Here is a 16,443-nt window from a genome sequence, read left to right as displayed (position 1 = left end):
TTTATAGTTGAACAGGCATTTTATGACTTTATCAGAGACTTTTGCCATTTCCAAGCTGAGCTTATCATGTCATTTAAATCCTTTTCAGCACTCCAACCAAGTTCTTGATTCATTTTAGTCGTATCGGCATAAATCTTCTCGACATCACCAGGTCTTCTTTCAACGATTTCGTAGTTAAGCTTCATACCTGATTGTGCTTCAAAAGTTTGTATCACCTCCAAAACTGAATGCCCTTTTCCAGTACCTACATTAAAAAAATCGTAATTTACTTTAGAAGAGTTAGCATGCTTCAATGCAGCTATATGAGCCTTTGCTAAATCCACAACATGAATGTAATCTCGAATACATGTGCCATCTGGGGTGTCATAGTCGCCACCAAATACATTTAGCTTTTCTCTAATGCCAGAAGCAGTTTGGGTTATAAAGGGGATAAGATTGTTAGGAATCCCAAGAGGAAGCTCTCCGATCAATGCACTATCATGCGCTCCGATTGGATTGAAATACCGTAATGAAATAGCCTTAAAATCAACATTTGAATTGCAATAATCTTCGATTATCTCTTCGCCTACTTGTTTCGTGTTACCATAAGGTGACTCTGCTTGCTGCTTGGGCGTCTTCTCGGTAACAGGTAGTTTATCCGGCTGTCCATATACTGTGCATGAGGAGGAGAAAATAAGATTATTTACTTTGAGTTCTCTGCAGCATTCCAATACATTAATTAAAGAGCTAAGATTATTTTTGTAATATAAGAGTGGTTTTTGAACAGACTCCCCTACAGCTTTTGATGCAGCGAAATGTATGATCGAATCTAAATTGTATGTGGAAAATAGGTTAAAGAGCTTCTCCTTATCAGTTAAATCAATATTAAAGAATTCAGGTTTAACTTTTGTGATTTTCTCAATTCTATCTAAGACTTCTATTTTTGAGTTTGAAAGATTGTCTGCAATAAAGACTTTGTATCCTTGAGCTATTAACTCCACAACTGTATGAGAGCCAATAAACCCAAGCCCTCCTGTCACAAGTACATTCTCCATATTCATTAATAAGCGTTTTGATCTCCTTTAACTATAGCGAGCGCGGTGAGGAGAATTATCTTAAAGTCTAGAATAAGTGACCAATTCTTCACATAAAAACGATCAAGTTTTACTCTACCGCTCATGTCACTAAGTTCTGCTGTCTCGCCTCTAAACCCTTTAGCTTGGGCTAATCCTGTAATGCCTGGTTTTACAGCATGTCTTTGCCAAAAGCGATCAATTTTTGGTTGAAACTCTTCGTTCAATTTAATAGGGTGAGGTCTAGGGCCTACCACAGACATATCACCAAGGAACACATTAATAAACTGTGGTAATTCATCAATAGAAGTCTTTCTCAAAATAGCTCCCATTTTTGTGATGCGATTATCATTTTTTGTCGCCTGCTTAAAGTCTGCTCCTTTTTCAAACGCCATCGTCCGAAACTTCCAACAGAGAAAAAAATTATTATCCTTTCCATGTCTTTTCTGTTTGAAGAAAATGGGGCCTTTTGACTCCATCTTTATAAGTAATCCGATGATCGGGATCAACCATGACAGAATCAGCAAAATAAATATGCTAGAAAATACCAGATCAAATCCTCTTTTAATTAATCGATTCACTTGGCTATCCAAGGGGATAGAGTTTACATTGATTATTGGGATGTTCCCAAATTGCTCAATGGAAAGGTTGTAATTAGATAGTCGACTAAATTGCGATATCAAATTCACCTTTATCAGGTTATTTTCCGCAAAATCAATTACATCCTTTACTTGTTCATCTTGTAGGTGTGGTAGGCAACAAAAAACAATATCAGCTTTATTGTTAATAGTGAATTCCTCAAAATTAGTCAAGCTTTCATCTGCCCCATTATCATTATCCACAATCCCTACCAACTGATATCCAAGTTCTGGAGTTTCTTTGAAATAATGAGTTAGTGAATCAGATAAATCCCCTTTGCCGATAATAACTACTCGACGAATATTATAGCCTTTAATCCTATAATATCTAATCAGGTAGTGCCATAAGCTCCGCCATAGTAGAATGGCCACTGTAAAGATTAAATATGTTACAAAAAGATATTTTCTCGAGTAATCAACCGGCTCTAAGGCAAACCACAAGGCAAAAACAATAGACAGGTTAATAACTAGACCAGTAAGTACCTTATTTAAATGATCAAGAAGCCTTGAGTTTCGGTTTATTCTTTGCAAATTGGAACTGAAAAAAACTCCAACCCAAATTACATTGAGGAGCAATTGAAGCAACTGATATTCGTCGCTGGGAATCAAACTTCCATAGCGATACTGATTGGCAACCAAAACACCAATATTCAGGCATACCAAGTCTGTGATAAGAAAAAGTATTGGGAAGTATTGGGAATATCGGTGATTTGCTGGCATTTGTTACTAAACAAGTACAAATATAGTTCAAGACTTATTGAAATATTTTTGCATAAAAATCCTAGCAAAAAAAAGTGGATTTCCAATAAAGTATCTTTTAAACAATCTCTTGGGCTCTAAAAGGAATCTAAAAAACCACTCCAGTTTTAAATGAAAGAAAATGCTAGGCGTCATTTTTGCTTCACCCGAAACATACTCAAAAACTGCTCCACCTGTTAATGCGACATTATAAGTCATTCTATCTCCGTGTTTTAACAATAAGTTCTCTTGATGAGGCATACCCATACCAAGCAATAAAATATTAGGTTTTGTAGTATTTAAATCAGTAATTAGTTTTTCATACTCTGATTCGTTTTGAAAAAATCCGTTTCTATAGCCTACAATCACAAGCTTAGGATACTTGACTTTTAGGTTGTCTACTGCATTTTTTATAACGATGCTCTCAGATCCAACAAGGTACCACGAAATTCCTTCACTTTCACAGAATGATGCAAAGTCCCAAATCCAACGATTATAAGTAATCTTTTCATAAATATGATGTCCTAAAATCTTTGCTCCTAACCTAACACCATCCCCATCGCAAAAAACTATTGCACATCTATTGAAAAACTCTCTAAACCAACCTAATGAACTTGCAACATTGATGCCGTGAATGTTCGCATATAAAATATTCTGCTTTTGATTATGTGTAACGTAAAATCCAATCTGCCGAATTAATTCCTTACTTGTCAGGTTAGTGACATTGATACCCAGAATATTAATCTTCTCAAACTCCTTCACATCATTAAAACTCAAAAGCTACTACTCAATTTGAAAATTTCATTTAACCTTTTCTTCATCAGTTAAGGCCTTTGAAAAGAAATTTAAATTAGAGGCTAGGTATTCGTCACTTTTGTTTCGGTCGATATATTGGTCTCCAAAATCTCCAGCCCAAAATTTTTCTTGTTCTGTGTTATGTTTCATACTATTTAATCTTACCTATAATTAATTCCATTATTTGAATGCTTCCAGAATTTCATCTAGAAGGAAATCGGTACTAAAAAATCCTTTACTTGCTTCGGCAGCATAAAAATGATTCCTAATTAATGGAACCAAATCGATCTCTAAGAAATTGTCCTCATCAATTGTATTGAAAACTTTCTTGAACTCTTCCCAGCTAGTCATAAAAGAATAATCAATTTTATTACTTTCAACAAAAATGCATGGTACATCTAAATTCATCAATTCGAAGATTATCGTAGATGGAAATTGGTAACTAACCACCAAATGGTTCTCTTCAATTGAATCTTTGAGAGTCATCTCTTTAGAATGTTGGATCTTTATATTCTTAAATTCATAATTATCAAAATCCCTAGGATGAATTCTAAAATTATAGCGAACATTTTCTTTAGGGTTTTGATCTATTTTATTTAAAAACTGTGCTTGTTTTTTCTGAAGGTCATCTCGGCCGTGCCAAGTATATGATGCTCCAATGATAAGGATTTCTATTGTCCCACCATCATAGGAACGTTTCCTTAATTTCATGCCGTCTTTAAATCGCGGAATTCCAACCGTTTTTATAATCTCAGCATTAGCACCATCTAGTGTCAATGTTTTCTTCGTGGCCTCTCCAGAACAATAAATATTATCGATCAATCTATATCTTGGACGAAATCCATATAAAAAACCTCTTAGACGTTTAAAAAAACTTTGCTTTTCCGGCCATAATAGAATCGCATCTTGAATAAAAAGAGTTTTGGATGGATTTACCGATCGCACTAACCAATATTCTAAAATCCCAAAGTCTCCAAGTAAACATAAATGTACATCCTCCTCCAACCTTCTAAAATGTCTTCTTAGCTTTATCAGGAGCTGAATTTTTCCAATAGAATTCTTTAGGTAGAAGGAATCCTTTAATCCATCAAAATTCAAAACCTTTGATATATAGGGCGGAAGTTGAAAATCTTGCTTGTATACATCTCGGAAATCAGCAAAATAAAATTCAAACTTACTTGGATCCAAAGAATCGCAGATGATAGATATGTTTTTGAAACTTTGAGGATTTGCTGCGGATAATAAAACTTTCTTTTTCACAACTGGTCAATAATATCTTCTAACCTATAAATATTTTTTTCTGCTGAATAATCAGCAGCACGTTTTGCTGCATTTGACTTAAATTTATCCAAGAGTTCTTTATTCTTAGACAGAAATTGAAGTTTCTCCAGCATCTCAAATTCGTCTGAGACAATAAAACCCGTTTCACCAGAAAGAATAGCATCAGGCCAGTATCTGTCTAATGCAATAACAGGGATGCCGCAAGCCAGTGCTTCCAGTATTACATTGGCAAAACCTTCTTGTATAGATGTAGAAACAAAAATGTCTTGTTCTGATAGTATATTAGGGAGTTCATTATTATCAACTCTTTCTAAAATCTGAAGATTTTCAATGTTCTCTTTTTCCTTTTTCTCCTTCATGTCTGGAAAGTAGTACCTACCTCCAATCCACATAAAATCTACTTCTGGCAGTTTTTTTGCTAAAGACGCAAATAAAAAAGGTTGTTTTACACAAATCATGGATCCAACCGAAATCACTTTGATTCTTTCAGATTTACTTTTACTTGAGTTGCTTGTCAGATTAAAAAGGTTGGTATCAATAAAGTTGTTTATCACTGGAATATCTTCCTTGTAATATCTCTTTACTGTATGGGCTACAAATCCGCTATTTGCTATTCGCAAGTCTGAATTTTGGACAATATAATCTGATGTCTTGGTGTATTTAGATCCAAATTCTCCGTAAGGAACTTGATTAACTACAAAAGTGATAAACTTAGTTCTCTTACTAAAAATTTTCTTAAAATAAAGAAAGTATTTGAGGTGGGGGGTAACCTTGGCGTTTAGAATTACATCAAATTTTTCAAAAACAAAATGTTTCAGAAAAAAGATTAATAATGAGAAATATTTTTTGGAAAAAACTATTCTTATCTGAGAGTCAGAGCTAATCCTTTGATCTATATTCTTGTCTGAACTGAATATATAAATATTGTACTTTTCTTTTGAAAGGAAAATAGACCAAAGTTTTCCATTGCGATTTTGAGCATTAAAATTGCCATTGGTAGCATCCGCATTAATTAAAATCTTCTTTCTCTTAACTTTCATTGATCAACTGCTTCCACACATCAATAATATTAGATAGTTCGAATGTTTGAGATCGCGATTTAGAAGCTGACGCAAAGTAGGACAAACGATGCTTATCAAGCAAAAGATTGGAGATTTCTTTACCCCACTGACTATAAATAGGTTCTAGGTTTGTTTGTGTAAAGGTTGGTAGTAATACTCCATAGTTTTCTTTAGGTCCTTTTAGGATTTCCGCAGGGCCTGTTAAACAGTCAGCGGATACTACGGGGCTCTCACATGCCATTGCCTCAATTAGCGCATTTGGAAATCCTTCGTACAAAGAACTTAAAACAAACAAATCGGTGTTCCTCACATATTTGTATGGGTTCTTTTGGAACCCAAGAAAAAAAATATCAGCATCAAAGTTGTATTTCCCAAGCTCATCAGCTGTGGTAACGACAAGGCCTTTCTTACTTGCATATTCCATTAATTCCGACTTGAGTCTCCCATCGCCAAGAATTAGAAGAACAGCGTCACTCAAGGCCTTTTCTTTCTTTATTTCGCTAAAAATATCGATCAGATGAACTTGCCCTTTTTGATATTCCAACTTTCCTATGTTAATGAGTGATGGTTTGTTAGAAAGTAAGCTTTCTAATTCTGATTGCACAGATTCCTTGCTGTCATGAAAAATACCATTCACATCTACCCCATTGTATATTGTTTTTAATTTATTCGTCAATTTGGGGTCTTTTTTTCGATAATACTCTTCAATACCTTTAGAAACGGTAATTACTTTGTTAGCTTTCCTAAGCACATATGTATATCCAAAATTCATAAGCTTGTTCAGCATAGACCTATCTTCTTGGTCTTTTAATAATGGATAATTTCGGATGCTAACGAAAACCCTTTCTGAACGAATCTTAGATAGGACATTAAGAATATTAGGCTGTGTCATAAATGAAATTGATACATCCGGCTTTATTCTCCTTTTAATTGACTTAACTGTATGGATTCTCTTAAAAAATGATAAGACTTTTCCTAAAAGAGATTTCCGAGGCTCAAAATGAACATTATATATAAATCCTCCAAAATCGTAACTTTCATCTTTATCAAAGAGAGAAAGAACGTGAATTTCTTCATCTAAATGTTTAGAAAGTCTTGATGCAGCTCTTTCAGCTCCCCCCCCATATTTGGAAGGAGTAATTATTAAAATTCTTTGTTTTTCCAGGGTTAGAGACATAAAATACTAAACAACTTGTATATATCCATTTTAAATCAAAAGGTACGTATATAGTTTCTTCCATAAATGATATTAAGATGATCATGGAAAACGAGGTAATTATTACACTTGCCAAGTGTGGATTACTTAATAACGATCTCAAATTTTTGAAGAAGGTAACTATTAGCATTAAAAATGGCACTAACAATAAAATACCTCCATCGAGTAAAATATCAAATATCATATTATGTGCGTGATTTATTGTCCAGCCTAAATTATGAGTAAGCGTTTGATCCTGCCAGAAACTTTCGAATCCATATCCAAACCATAAGTGTTCTCGAATCGAAAAAATTGAATACAACCAAATCTGCAACCTGCCTGTTAAAGTGATATCCTTACCTATCAATTCCATGAAACTTGCGAAATCGGATGCAATGAACGCTATGAAGCCTGCTATCCCAGCTAAGATTATTTTGTTAGTGTGATTTTTTAGTTCTTTTATTCTAGAAAGAATTCTTTCTGTCAAGAGATAAAACGAAGCTCCAACTATTGTAAGTAAACTAATAGCCGATTGAGATTTGTAAACTAGGAACAAACAAAGAACAAAAACCAAATATCTCCAGATACCTTTTCCTGTAAAGAGTAGAAGTAAACCAAGAATACCCATCTCACGCCCAAAACCAGATTTGTGGTAGTAAATACCTTTCCAGGCACCAATATGAACAGTACCACTATGTATGACTTTTGATGGGGCTAGAATAGTCAATAAGAGTGATAATGTTAGAACAATTAGCAATCCTAAGGTTATTATCAAAATGAAATCGTTGAAATCAAATTTGACAAAAAGATAAGTAGCATAAAGAGAGGTCGCTATTAAGAGAGAAGAGTTTTTTAAGGTAATGATGGGATGTTCCGACCAAAGAGTTGAAGCTATAAGTACCAACAAAAAAATAAAGTACCATATATTCCAATCGTATGATTTGAGTTGAGGTATAATTTTTATGAATAAGATTATAGAAAGAGTACAAAGAGCTATATGAATCGGACTCTCCAAAACCTTTATACTAGAAAAAGGATCTGATAAGCGTTGAAAATATGCTAAAAAAACAAAACCTACGGAATGCAATATTTTCACTCCAAATGAAAAGGATAATCGGTCAACTAAAACAATTCTATCAGGTAAGATCATCACTAGTCAATCGCTCTCCAGCTTCTATTTTCCGCTTCGTTCTTTGCCCAATTAATTCAGAGTAATGCTTTGGATGAAGCCCAAAGCCTGGACGTATTGATTTAATATTTTCTGATGTAAAAGTCTCATCAATTTCTATATCCTTTACTGCATAAAGAGACCTTGAAAATGATTTACCCGCCCTTTGCTTATCTGTTAATTCATAATCCACCTTCCCAATGGCTTTTTCTGCTTCACGTACAGCTCTTACCATCTCAGCAAATTCCTCTTCAGTCATTGAAAATGTAGCATCTGGACCACCAATTGAACGATCTAAAATGAAATGTTTCTCAATTATTTTTGCTCCCAGGCTTGTAGCAACTATAGGTACCGTACTGCCCATTGTATGATCTGAAAGGCCGGGAATTACTCCATAGCGTTTCCGGAAATCCTGCACCATTAACATATTAGCTTCATCAATTGGTGCAGGATAACTTGAAGTACATTTCAATAGCGCAATTTGACTATTATCCATGCTTTTGCAAGCGTTCAACGCGAGCTCTATATCTTCCTCATTGGCAATACCAGTTGATAAAATAATTGGTTTACCTTTTGATGCAGTATATTCAATTAACGGGATATCAGTGATTTCGAATGAAGCGATTTTATACGCTGGTGTATTCAAATCTTCAAGAAAATCAACTGCAGTTTTATCAAATGGTGATGAAAAGCAGATTAAATCTAGATCTCTCGCAACAGAGAAGAGTTTTTCATGCCATTCCCATGGAGTAAAAGCACTTTGATATAGTTCATGAAATGTTTTACCGTCCCAAATAGATCCTGATTTAATAATAAAATCCTCCTTTTCACAGTTGATAGTAAGAGTATCAGCCGTATAGGTTTGAAACTTTATTGCATCAGCTCCAGCTCTTTTTGCTGCATGTATTGTTTCAATTGCCACATCCAAACTTCCATTGTGATTGGCCGATAACTCTGCAATAATGAAAACACCTGGTTCAGTACTGAAATTAAATGAATCTATTTTCATACTATTTTAATAACATGCCTTTTGAAAATTGGAAATCTTGTCCTCTTATTTTTTTTATCAGTAATACCCCATTGGGGGTTTTGATTCTTATTGGGTTAGCGGAAATCACTTCTCCATTTTTCATACTTTGACGAAATCCATAATTATCAAAAGAAACCTCGTCAATAATGATAATCTGATCCCCAAAGTTTGTAAATGCTCCTGGGTATGGATACGACTGAGCTCTCACCCAATTTCTTATTCTTTCCTTTTGCCAATTCCAATCAATCTTACCATCTTCTGGTACTCGCTTTTCAAAATATGTTGCTAAAGATTCATCTTGTTGAATTCTTTGCAATTTATTCGAGTTGATATTGCTTAAGACTTTGTCGATAAGTTTAGGATATTGCAACCCAAATTTCTTTAAAATATCTCCTCCAGTATCATTTTTTTCAATTTTTACCTGTTTCTGTTGAAGGATGTCCCCGGCATCACAATCCTCGTCAAGAATATGGGCAGTAATCCCTGTTACTTTTTCATTATTAATAATTGACCATACATGAGGTGTTCTTCCTCGATACTTAGGAAGCAAAGAACCGTGAACATTGAAAGCAATTTTGCTCGGCCATTGAATCAAATCGTTTTCAATCAAAAAAAGATAATTAACTGAAATAAGTACTTCTGGTTTGACATCCTCAATAAGTTTTTCACACCTTCCTTTTCTTGGATTGCCAACAAAGAGTTTAATGTTTTTTGACGTTGCAAAATCTAGTATTTGAGAAGAATTTTTGTCTGTTAAAATTGCCTCAATGTTGTAGTCTCTATCATAGAGATATCTCGCCATCGATAATCCTAAATTTCCCGATAACAACAATGCCAACTTCATGAGCCTGGATTTATCTTGGAATAAATAACTACATCTTTAAAAGACCCTTCAAAAAAACAATGATCCTTCAATCTAGCATCAAGAAAGTAACTACTGGATTCAAGTGTGTCATACAAGTGAGGTCTTAAATCAAAAGCATAAACATAAATCTTATGAAATTCTAGCTGATCAAATGCAATTAATTCAATTAATTCAAGATAGCAAGACCAAATAGATTTGAAACCGGACTTTTCTAATTCAGTATTCATTATAAATGAGATTTCTGCATTCATATCAATCCAATTGATATGAACTAATCCGCCATAACCTATACACTCACTCTCTTTCAAAAAAGAAAACAAAAGTTGATGCGGGCTGACTTGATCATAACTCTTTGCTATCACATTTGAGAAATAATCATCTTGTTGTTCTTTTGTCAAAGAGTTCTTTTGTCTCAAATGATAAATTTGTTCATTTCGCCACTTCATTATTAAGTAACGATCTTCCAATCTTATAGGAACTATTGAATAATCTCCAGAACTAAAGACTTGCTTATCTAGTATTTTGTAATATTTCATACTTGAGTTCCGCCATTTTCCAATCAGTCAATTCATCTATGTCTTGAACCTCCATCTGTGATAATTCAATCATACCGCTATTTTTGGTAAACAGCTTTTTGTTATGAATAAATAATTCATAATTAAGCCAATACCATTGGCCTGTATCATGATACGTTTTTTCTAAATCTTGAGATCTACTATCTTGAAAATTAGGCCAAATCAATTCTACACTACCGTTTGAAAGTTGTCTCAAACTTCGCCAAATAGGATAAGTGAAAGAAGTAACAGGTAGCACGCTATCTCTCTTTTCAGTATGCAATTTATTAAACCCTTGAATTAAACCCTCGAAACTGACAAGAGGAGCCGCTGGATACAAGCAACAAACATATTTGAATGATTTATCCAATTCTTTATATCTATCTAAAACTTCAACAAGAACTTCCGCGGTTGTAGTGAAATCATCCGCTCTTTCCGCTGATCTCAAAAAGGGGACTTTAGCTCCATTTTCTTTCGCAATTTTAGCAATTTCTTCATCATCGGTCGAAACCATAATCTCATCAAAAAGCTGCGATCTTTTTGCCACCTCAATGCTGTAAGAAATTATTGGCTTACCAAAAAACTGTTTAATATTCTTTCTTGGAATTCTCTTACTCCCCCCCCTTGCTGGTATAATACAAATGTTACTCATTGTAATATTTACAAATTGTGTCAATAACAAAGGCCTGTTCTTCTTCAGTCAATGAGGGAAACATTGGTAGACTCAAGCATGATTTGTAATAATTCTCAGCATGTGGGAGATCTCCTTTTTTCCAACCCAATTTCCCGTAATATGGCATCAAGTGGACTGGGATATAGTGAATCTGACAATAAATATCTTTAGTTCTTAAATAATTATATAGACCAAGTCGATCGTTCACTTCTATGACGTACAAATGGTACGCATGACCATATACAATTCCTGACTGCCCCAGAATAAAGGATTTTCCTTCAAATGATTTATAATATTGTGCAGCTATTTCTCTTCTTTTGGCTACACCTTCATCTGCACGTTTCAGTTGACTTTGTCCTAGAGCAGCCTGAAAATCTGTGAGTCTATAATTGTAACCCAACTCTTGCATCTCCATATACCATTCGGGCCAGTCAGGTGACGTATGTTGCTTACCTACAGCTAGGCTTTGTTCGTTTACAAATCGATTAGGATTTTTTGTGATTCCATGGGTTCGAAGGTCCAATAGCCTATTGTATAGTTTTTCATCATTCGTAGTAATCATGCCTCCTTCTCCAGCGGCAATATGTTTTACGGGATGAAATGAAAATATAGACATATCAGCAAATGACCCATTCCCGCAAAATTGCTTTTTGCTCTGATTATCAACGAAAAATCCCCCTGGAGCATGGCAAGAATCCTCAATGATCCATAAACTATATTCGTCAGCTATTTCTCTCAATCGTTGTAGATCAACAGCTCTACCTGCCAAATCAACCGGAATAATTCCCACAAATTCATTTTCAGATGATTTCTTCAGCAACTCAGTTACTTTATCCAAATCCAAAAGATATGTTTCAGGGTCAATGTCCACAAAAACAACTTCTGCACCACAATATTGGATACAATTTGCTGAGGCCGAAAATGTAATCGGAGAGGTAATTACCTTCTGTCCTGGTCTTAAATCCAACGACAGTGCTGAAAGATGTAAAGCAGCAGTTCCATTAGATACTGCTACTGCAAAATCAGACTCAACATATTTGGCAAACTCGACTTCAAATTCCTTAATGCGTGGGCCCTGAGTTAAAAAATCTGAAGTAAGTGCTTCAACAACTGCTTTTACATCTTGATCTGTGATTTGCTGTTTGCCATAAGGAATACTTCTTTTTTTCATACCTTGAATTCTGGATCAACATGTTCCTTTATCAAGTTCCTAAGTGTCTCAACGGTCTCCCATTCTGTATTTTCACCGGAAGAGTAGCTAAATCCCTCTTGAACCTTTTCTGCTTTGAATGTTTTAATAAATTCGTTTAAATCCCATGAGAGTGTAGCTGGAATAATTGCATAATACTTTCCTAGATCATAGGTATAAAAGGAATCTGAGGCTGTTATCATTTCTTCGTGAACCTTTTCCCCAGGACGAATTCCAACGACTGGCTTCTCACATTCAGGACCTATTGCTTCTGCTACATCAAGAATTTTGTATGATGGAATTTTTGGAACAAATAACTCCCCTCCCCAAGCCAAGTCCAGAGCATGCATAACCATATCAACTCCTCCTTGAAGTGATATGTTAAACCTTGTCATATTGGTATCAGTGATTGGTAGTATTCCCTCTTTTCTTTTGTTTAGAAAAAACGGAATCACTGATCCGTTCGACCCCATTACATTTCCGTATCTTACAACAGAAAATCGAATAGGGTTGTCTCCCTTAATATTATTTGCTGCTACAAATAGTTTATCAGATGTAAGCTTAGTTGCTCCGTACAAATTTATAGGTGCACAGGCCTTATCGGTAGAAAGAGCAACAACATTTTGAACATTCGTTTCCAACGAAGCATGAATTACATTTTGTGCTCCTACAATGTTTGTTTTAATGCATTCATCAGGATTATATTCAGCTATTGGCACATGTTTCATTGCTGCAGCATGAATGACCATATCAACACCCTTAAATGCCCTAATCAAACGCTCCTTATCTCTAACATCACCTATAAAAAAACGAATTTGCGGATACTTTGACTGTGGGTAGTCTTGAGCCATTTGAAACTGCTTTTGTTCATCCCTACTATAGATCACCAGCCTTTCAATGTTTGGGTAATTTGTAAGAATATGATTAGTCAAAGCTTTGCCAAGCGACCCAGTGCCTCCTGTTATTAATATTGATCTTGAATTCAAATCCATTGCTTAGAGTTTAAATCTATTATCTACGTCAATTAAATAATTAACAATTTTTTCTTGTTGCGAAAATATGGTTTTTACAAAAAGGTTAGTGTATGAATTCTTTCCAAAACCGATCTTCTTTTTGAATTCACCATAAGGAACCTTCAATTTGGATACATCAACTACGGGATTAGGCTGATAATTTGGACTAACTTCCAAAATAAGTGGTTCGCTTTCAAGGTCGTCATTTTCCCAAGTAATGTCAAATGCACCTGTCACTAGATTCAGTTTTTTAAATACTTCTATTATATAATGTCTCCATTTTTCTGGGAACATAACAAAGTCCACTTCACTTCCATATCCGGTGGCAGTGGGTTTCCAATCCTTAGACTTGTTTATTCTCCAATAATGCAACACAATTTCATCACCCACCAAAATAACCCTAAGATCTCGTCTCATGTTTATGAGTTTTTGGAGGATTATATGCTTATTTCTCTCTAAAAATTTTTCGTTTATACATTGATCTAGCTGTTCTTTATTATTTATCAAGTGAATACCTTGAGAAGAGAATGAATGTTCTTCTTTAATTAGGAATGGAAATGGTAACTGCCTGCTATTCGGCTCATTGAGAGATTCTAATACCACTGTTTTCGGCGTATTGATGTTTAATTCCTCGAACATCCGGTGCATTAATGCCTTATTTTCCCATAGATTCATTTCATGTGAATTAGGGTAAATCCGGTTTCGCTGATTACTTAGGTTTGAAGTTATGTAATGTTGTATGGAGAGGTAATTCTTGAATCCAAATTTGTTTACACCTCTATCAAAAGAAAACATAATATTTCTACCTTCAAATCTCCCAATTTTATCTCCAATATAAACATACACCCCTATACCTCTCTTGGAAAGAGCTGAAGCGGCTGAAAAATCTTTTATAAAATTATCCGATATCCAATACCGTCTACTAGGACAAATCCATAAAACAACACTCTGGTCTTTTTTGAAAAATGAAACATTCTTAAAATGGCCATATCTAAGAACCAGTAAAACGTTTATAATTAATTTGAAAATTTTCTTAAGCATCTGTACTTTGAATGTTTATTAAATCCTCATATCCATAGAACTTCAAATCCAATTTCATTACCTCTTCTACAATGTTATCATAAAATTTCACTCTCCCATTTTCATGATTATAGGATAAATCATCATAGTAAATTACGCTGCATTCCATCTTTATTAATTTATTAAGAAACCAAAGCTTCTTAAAGGGCGCTCTTACCAGGAAAGCACCATATTTACAGGGAAGATCATTTTTTTTAATCCATTCTAAAGTAACTCTATAATAGCTATGCTTCCTTGCTGTTAGGTAGAGTACTTGGTAATCAGAACTATGATATTCGCGAATCAGATCCTTGATTGACGGAAATGGTATTGCTTTTTTGAATGTTAACGCATAATTCTTAGATGTTTCTTTCAATAAAGGCCAAGTGTTGCTTATTGTATTATCAATGTCAAACACTACAACTTTCTTCCCAGCAAGTTGAGTTCTATAAGATATGAATAGCATCTTAACATATATCGAAAATAAACTAGACTTCAGTCGAGTGAGCATGAAGTGAATTTATCTCCGAATAAAGTGTAGACAGCAATATAATAGGATGAAACCCTTCGTTTTTATCTCTTACGTGATGAAAAGATGTTTTTGGTTCAAGTAAATTTCCTGAATTACCAGCTTCCAAAATTTCAGACTTCAATACTTTATTACCTTCTAAATCAGTCACAATCATATCAAGTTGATAATTGATATACGTAACCGGTACCTTCTCAAAACCCAATGAAACCAATGCATGAAACCTGTGGTGACCATCTATTATCACATTATCTTCAATGTTTACTAAAATCGATGGGATTATAACATAAGGTGACAATGATTTAAGGTAATCAGTCAATTTGCTAAACCTTTCAGTCACCACTCTTTCATGTGGTTTGAGTTCTGAATGTTTCAGAAGTTTAAATCCTAAAATTGGATTATAATCCAGCTCTAATTGTGTATTATTCATTTGATCAAATGGTCAAGATACTCTGTAAGGAAGAAACAATTTGTTCATTCTCTTCAAAGGTTCTACTTCCAATCCTTAAGAACTGACCTTCCAGACCAATCTTATCATCGCAAGTTCGGACATAAATTCCATACTCAATGAGCAATTTAGAAACGAATTCAAACGAACTCATCCCATTTAATAGCTCTATCAAAACAAAATTAGCTTTTGTCGGATAAACTTTGATTCCAGGAAGCACTAATAAATCCTGATAGAACTTTTGTGTGTCCCGGATATATCTTCTTCGTACTTCATCGTATTCCAATTGAAAATTCTTATTAACATAAAGTTGAAAGAAATATTCAGCTAAGCCATTAGAATTCCAAAGAAAACCATTCTCAAGTAGGTAATTTCTTTTTTCTAAAGGCATGATTGCATAGCCCGCTCTAATACCAGCTATTCCAAAATCTTTGGACATGCTTTTAATGACGATAACATTTTTATTCTCTCTAAAAAAGTCAACAGCCTTTATCATTTGCAAGCTATCTTCCTCGTAAGCGAAATGGATAAAACTTTCATCTATGATTAAGTTTTTTACATCCTTAAGTTCTTTAACAAGAACTTCCATCTCCTCAGAGGTTAAATAGCTCCCATCTGGATTATTGGGATTGATTATTACAACTGTGTCTGGTTTTTTTTCCTTAACAAACTGAATATAATCTTCTATGTCAAGTCTATAATTGTCATTTTTATCCAGCTGATAGAATATAACTTCTTGATCAGGCTTAGCAAATTCATAATAGGATGAAAAAGTAGGAATATTTACAATTATCCTCTTAGAAAAATTATGGATCACAGCTTGAATAATTTCAACGGCTCCATTCCCGATAAAAATATTTTCATGATCAATATCAAGAAAATCTCCCAATTTGTAAGATATATTATTATTCTGAGAGGGATAAAATTCTAATACTTCCCGAAGTTTATTGGATTTGACAAGATCCGAATCAAAATGAGAAATGAATAAGTCTGTAGCATAGGGATTAGAAAGATAGCAAGCATCAATTCTCAAATCAATTTCTGGAATATTTTCAAGAATAGTGTTAATACTGGGAGAGTGTGTTCCAGCATTATCCTTTAGCTCCTTTAGCTTATAATAAACGCTCTTATTAATTGTTTCCAAAATTATAATCT

18 protein-coding genes are annotated in these 16,443 nt (G+C 34.3%); all 18 read right to left on the bottom strand.

Annotation, left to right across the window (positions count from 1 at the left end):
* Positions 1-20 precede the first annotated feature (20 nt).
* The 18 genes from galE to ABJQ32_17845 all read right to left on the bottom strand — a co-directional run bounded on the left by galE (position 21) and on the right by ABJQ32_17845 (position 16,432).
* Complete coding sequence (galE, locus tag ABJQ32_17930) at positions 21-1,034, bottom strand: UDP-glucose 4-epimerase GalE (GenBank protein MEP5291540.1); 1,014 nt, start codon at positions 1,032-1,034, stop codon at positions 21-23.
* 5 nt (positions 1,035-1,039) lie between these two features.
* Positions 1,040-2,410, bottom strand: coding sequence for an undecaprenyl-phosphate glucose phosphotransferase (locus tag ABJQ32_17925; GenBank protein ID MEP5291539.1), 1,371 nt, complete (start codon positions 2,408-2,410; stop codon positions 1,040-1,042).
* 27 nt (positions 2,411-2,437) lie between these two features.
* Positions 2,438-3,205, bottom strand: a complete 768-nt coding sequence (locus tag ABJQ32_17920; GenBank protein ID MEP5291538.1) for a WecB/TagA/CpsF family glycosyltransferase — start codon at positions 3,203-3,205, stop codon at positions 2,438-2,440.
* A gap of 24 nt (positions 3,206-3,229) precedes the next feature.
* Entirely contained in the window at positions 3,230-3,373 is a 144-nt protein-coding gene (locus ABJQ32_17915) for a hypothetical protein (protein MEP5291537.1), read from the bottom strand.
* A gap of 30 nt (positions 3,374-3,403) precedes the next feature.
* Positions 3,404-4,483, bottom strand: a complete 1,080-nt coding sequence (locus ABJQ32_17910) for a hypothetical protein (GenBank protein ID MEP5291536.1) — start codon at positions 4,481-4,483, stop codon at positions 3,404-3,406.
* Positions 4,480-5,544 carry a glycosyltransferase family 4 protein gene (locus ABJQ32_17905; protein ID MEP5291535.1) on the bottom strand — a complete coding sequence of 355 codons (1,065 nt, stop codon included), beginning with the start codon at positions 5,542-5,544 and terminating at the stop codon, positions 4,480-4,482. Before ABJQ32_17905 ends, ABJQ32_17910 begins: the two co-directional genes overlap by 4 nt.
* Positions 5,534-6,742 (bottom strand): glycosyltransferase, encoded by a 1,209-nt coding sequence (locus ABJQ32_17900; GenBank protein MEP5291534.1) that lies wholly within the window; start codon positions 6,740-6,742, stop codon positions 5,534-5,536. Before ABJQ32_17900 ends, ABJQ32_17905 begins: the two co-directional genes overlap by 11 nt.
* On the bottom strand, positions 6,675-7,535 hold the full coding sequence (locus ABJQ32_17895; GenBank protein MEP5291533.1) for an O-antigen ligase family protein: 861 nt from the start codon (positions 7,533-7,535) through the stop codon (positions 6,675-6,677). Before ABJQ32_17895 ends, ABJQ32_17900 begins: the two co-directional genes overlap by 68 nt.
* Positions 7,536-7,896: 361 nt before the next feature.
* Complete coding sequence (pseI, locus tag ABJQ32_17890) at positions 7,897-8,937, bottom strand: pseudaminic acid synthase (GenBank protein MEP5291532.1); 1,041 nt, start codon at positions 8,935-8,937, stop codon at positions 7,897-7,899.
* A 1-nt stretch (position 8,938) separates the two neighbouring features.
* Positions 8,939-9,802, bottom strand: coding sequence for a methionyl-tRNA formyltransferase (locus ABJQ32_17885; protein MEP5291531.1), 864 nt, complete (start codon positions 9,800-9,802; stop codon positions 8,939-8,941).
* Positions 9,799-10,359: a GNAT family protein gene (locus tag ABJQ32_17880; GenBank protein ID MEP5291530.1), complete on the bottom strand. Its 561-nt coding sequence runs from the start codon at positions 10,357-10,359 to the stop codon at positions 9,799-9,801. The genes ABJQ32_17885 and ABJQ32_17880 overlap by 4 nt, the downstream gene beginning before the upstream one ends.
* On the bottom strand, positions 10,334-11,029 hold the full coding sequence (gene pseF / locus ABJQ32_17875) for a pseudaminic acid cytidylyltransferase (protein ID MEP5291529.1): 696 nt from the start codon (positions 11,027-11,029) through the stop codon (positions 10,334-10,336). Before pseF ends, ABJQ32_17880 begins: the two co-directional genes overlap by 26 nt.
* Positions 11,022-12,221: a UDP-4-amino-4,6-dideoxy-N-acetyl-beta-L-altrosamine transaminase gene (gene pseC, locus ABJQ32_17870; protein MEP5291528.1), complete on the bottom strand. Its 1,200-nt coding sequence runs from the start codon at positions 12,219-12,221 to the stop codon at positions 11,022-11,024. Before pseC ends, pseF begins: the two co-directional genes overlap by 8 nt.
* Complete coding sequence (gene pseB / locus ABJQ32_17865; protein ID MEP5291527.1) at positions 12,218-13,231, bottom strand: UDP-N-acetylglucosamine 4,6-dehydratase (inverting); 1,014 nt, start codon at positions 13,229-13,231, stop codon at positions 12,218-12,220. Before pseB ends, pseC begins: the two co-directional genes overlap by 4 nt.
* A 3-nt stretch (positions 13,232-13,234) precedes the next feature.
* On the bottom strand, positions 13,235-14,293 hold the full coding sequence (locus tag ABJQ32_17860) for a hypothetical protein (protein MEP5291526.1): 1,059 nt from the start codon (positions 14,291-14,293) through the stop codon (positions 13,235-13,237).
* Complete coding sequence (locus ABJQ32_17855; GenBank protein ID MEP5291525.1) at positions 14,286-14,777, bottom strand: hypothetical protein; 492 nt, start codon at positions 14,775-14,777, stop codon at positions 14,286-14,288. The genes ABJQ32_17860 and ABJQ32_17855 overlap by 8 nt, the downstream gene beginning before the upstream one ends.
* A 22-nt stretch (positions 14,778-14,799) precedes the next feature.
* Complete coding sequence (locus ABJQ32_17850) at positions 14,800-15,270, bottom strand: ParB N-terminal domain-containing protein (GenBank protein MEP5291524.1); 471 nt, start codon at positions 15,268-15,270, stop codon at positions 14,800-14,802.
* 4 nt (positions 15,271-15,274) lie between these two features.
* Complete coding sequence (locus tag ABJQ32_17845; protein ID MEP5291523.1) at positions 15,275-16,432, bottom strand: histidinol-phosphate transaminase; 1,158 nt, start codon at positions 16,430-16,432, stop codon at positions 15,275-15,277.
* Between the last annotated feature and the right edge of the window lie 11 nt (positions 16,433-16,443).

Source organism: Marinobacter alexandrii (assembly GCA_039984955.1).
GTDB lineage: Bacteria > Bacteroidota > Bacteroidia > Cytophagales > Cyclobacteriaceae > Ekhidna.
This window is presented reverse-complemented; position numbering and strand designations above follow the sequence as displayed.

Coding starts and splice junctions, on each gene's coding strand:
- ABJQ32_17860 (MEP5291526.1), bottom strand. CDS start 14,293: ATGCTTAAGAAAATTTTCAAATTAATTATAAACGTTTTACTGGTTCTT.
- ABJQ32_17855 (MEP5291525.1), bottom strand. CDS start 14,777: ATGCTATTCATATCTTATAGAACTCAACTTGCTGGGAAGAAAGTTGTA.
- ABJQ32_17900 (MEP5291534.1), bottom strand. CDS start 6,742: ATGTCTCTAACCCTGGAAAAACAAAGAATTTTAATAATTACTCCTTCC.
- pseB (MEP5291527.1), bottom strand. CDS start 13,231: ATGGATTTGAATTCAAGATCAATATTAATAACAGGAGGCACTGGGTCG.
- pseC (MEP5291528.1), bottom strand. CDS start 12,221: ATGAAAAAAAGAAGTATTCCTTATGGCAAACAGCAAATCACAGATCAA.
- galE (MEP5291540.1), bottom strand. CDS start 1,034: ATGGAGAATGTACTTGTGACAGGAGGGCTTGGGTTTATTGGCTCTCAT.
- pseI (MEP5291532.1), bottom strand. CDS start 8,937: ATGAAAATAGATTCATTTAATTTCAGTACTGAACCAGGTGTTTTCATT.
- ABJQ32_17925 (MEP5291539.1), bottom strand. CDS start 2,410: ATGCCAGCAAATCACCGATATTCCCAATACTTCCCAATACTTTTTCTT.
- ABJQ32_17905 (MEP5291535.1), bottom strand. CDS start 5,544: ATGAAAGTTAAGAGAAAGAAGATTTTAATTAATGCGGATGCTACCAAT.
- ABJQ32_17885 (MEP5291531.1), bottom strand. CDS start 9,802: ATGAAGTTGGCATTGTTGTTATCGGGAAATTTAGGATTATCGATGGCG.
- pseF (MEP5291529.1), bottom strand. CDS start 11,029: ATGAGTAACATTTGTATTATACCAGCAAGGGGGGGGAGTAAGAGAATT.
- ABJQ32_17915 (MEP5291537.1), bottom strand. CDS start 3,373: ATGAAACATAACACAGAACAAGAAAAATTTTGGGCTGGAGATTTTGGA.
- ABJQ32_17880 (MEP5291530.1), bottom strand. CDS start 10,359: ATGAAATATTACAAAATACTAGATAAGCAAGTCTTTAGTTCTGGAGAT.
- ABJQ32_17850 (MEP5291524.1), bottom strand. CDS start 15,270: ATGAATAATACACAATTAGAGCTGGATTATAATCCAATTTTAGGATTT.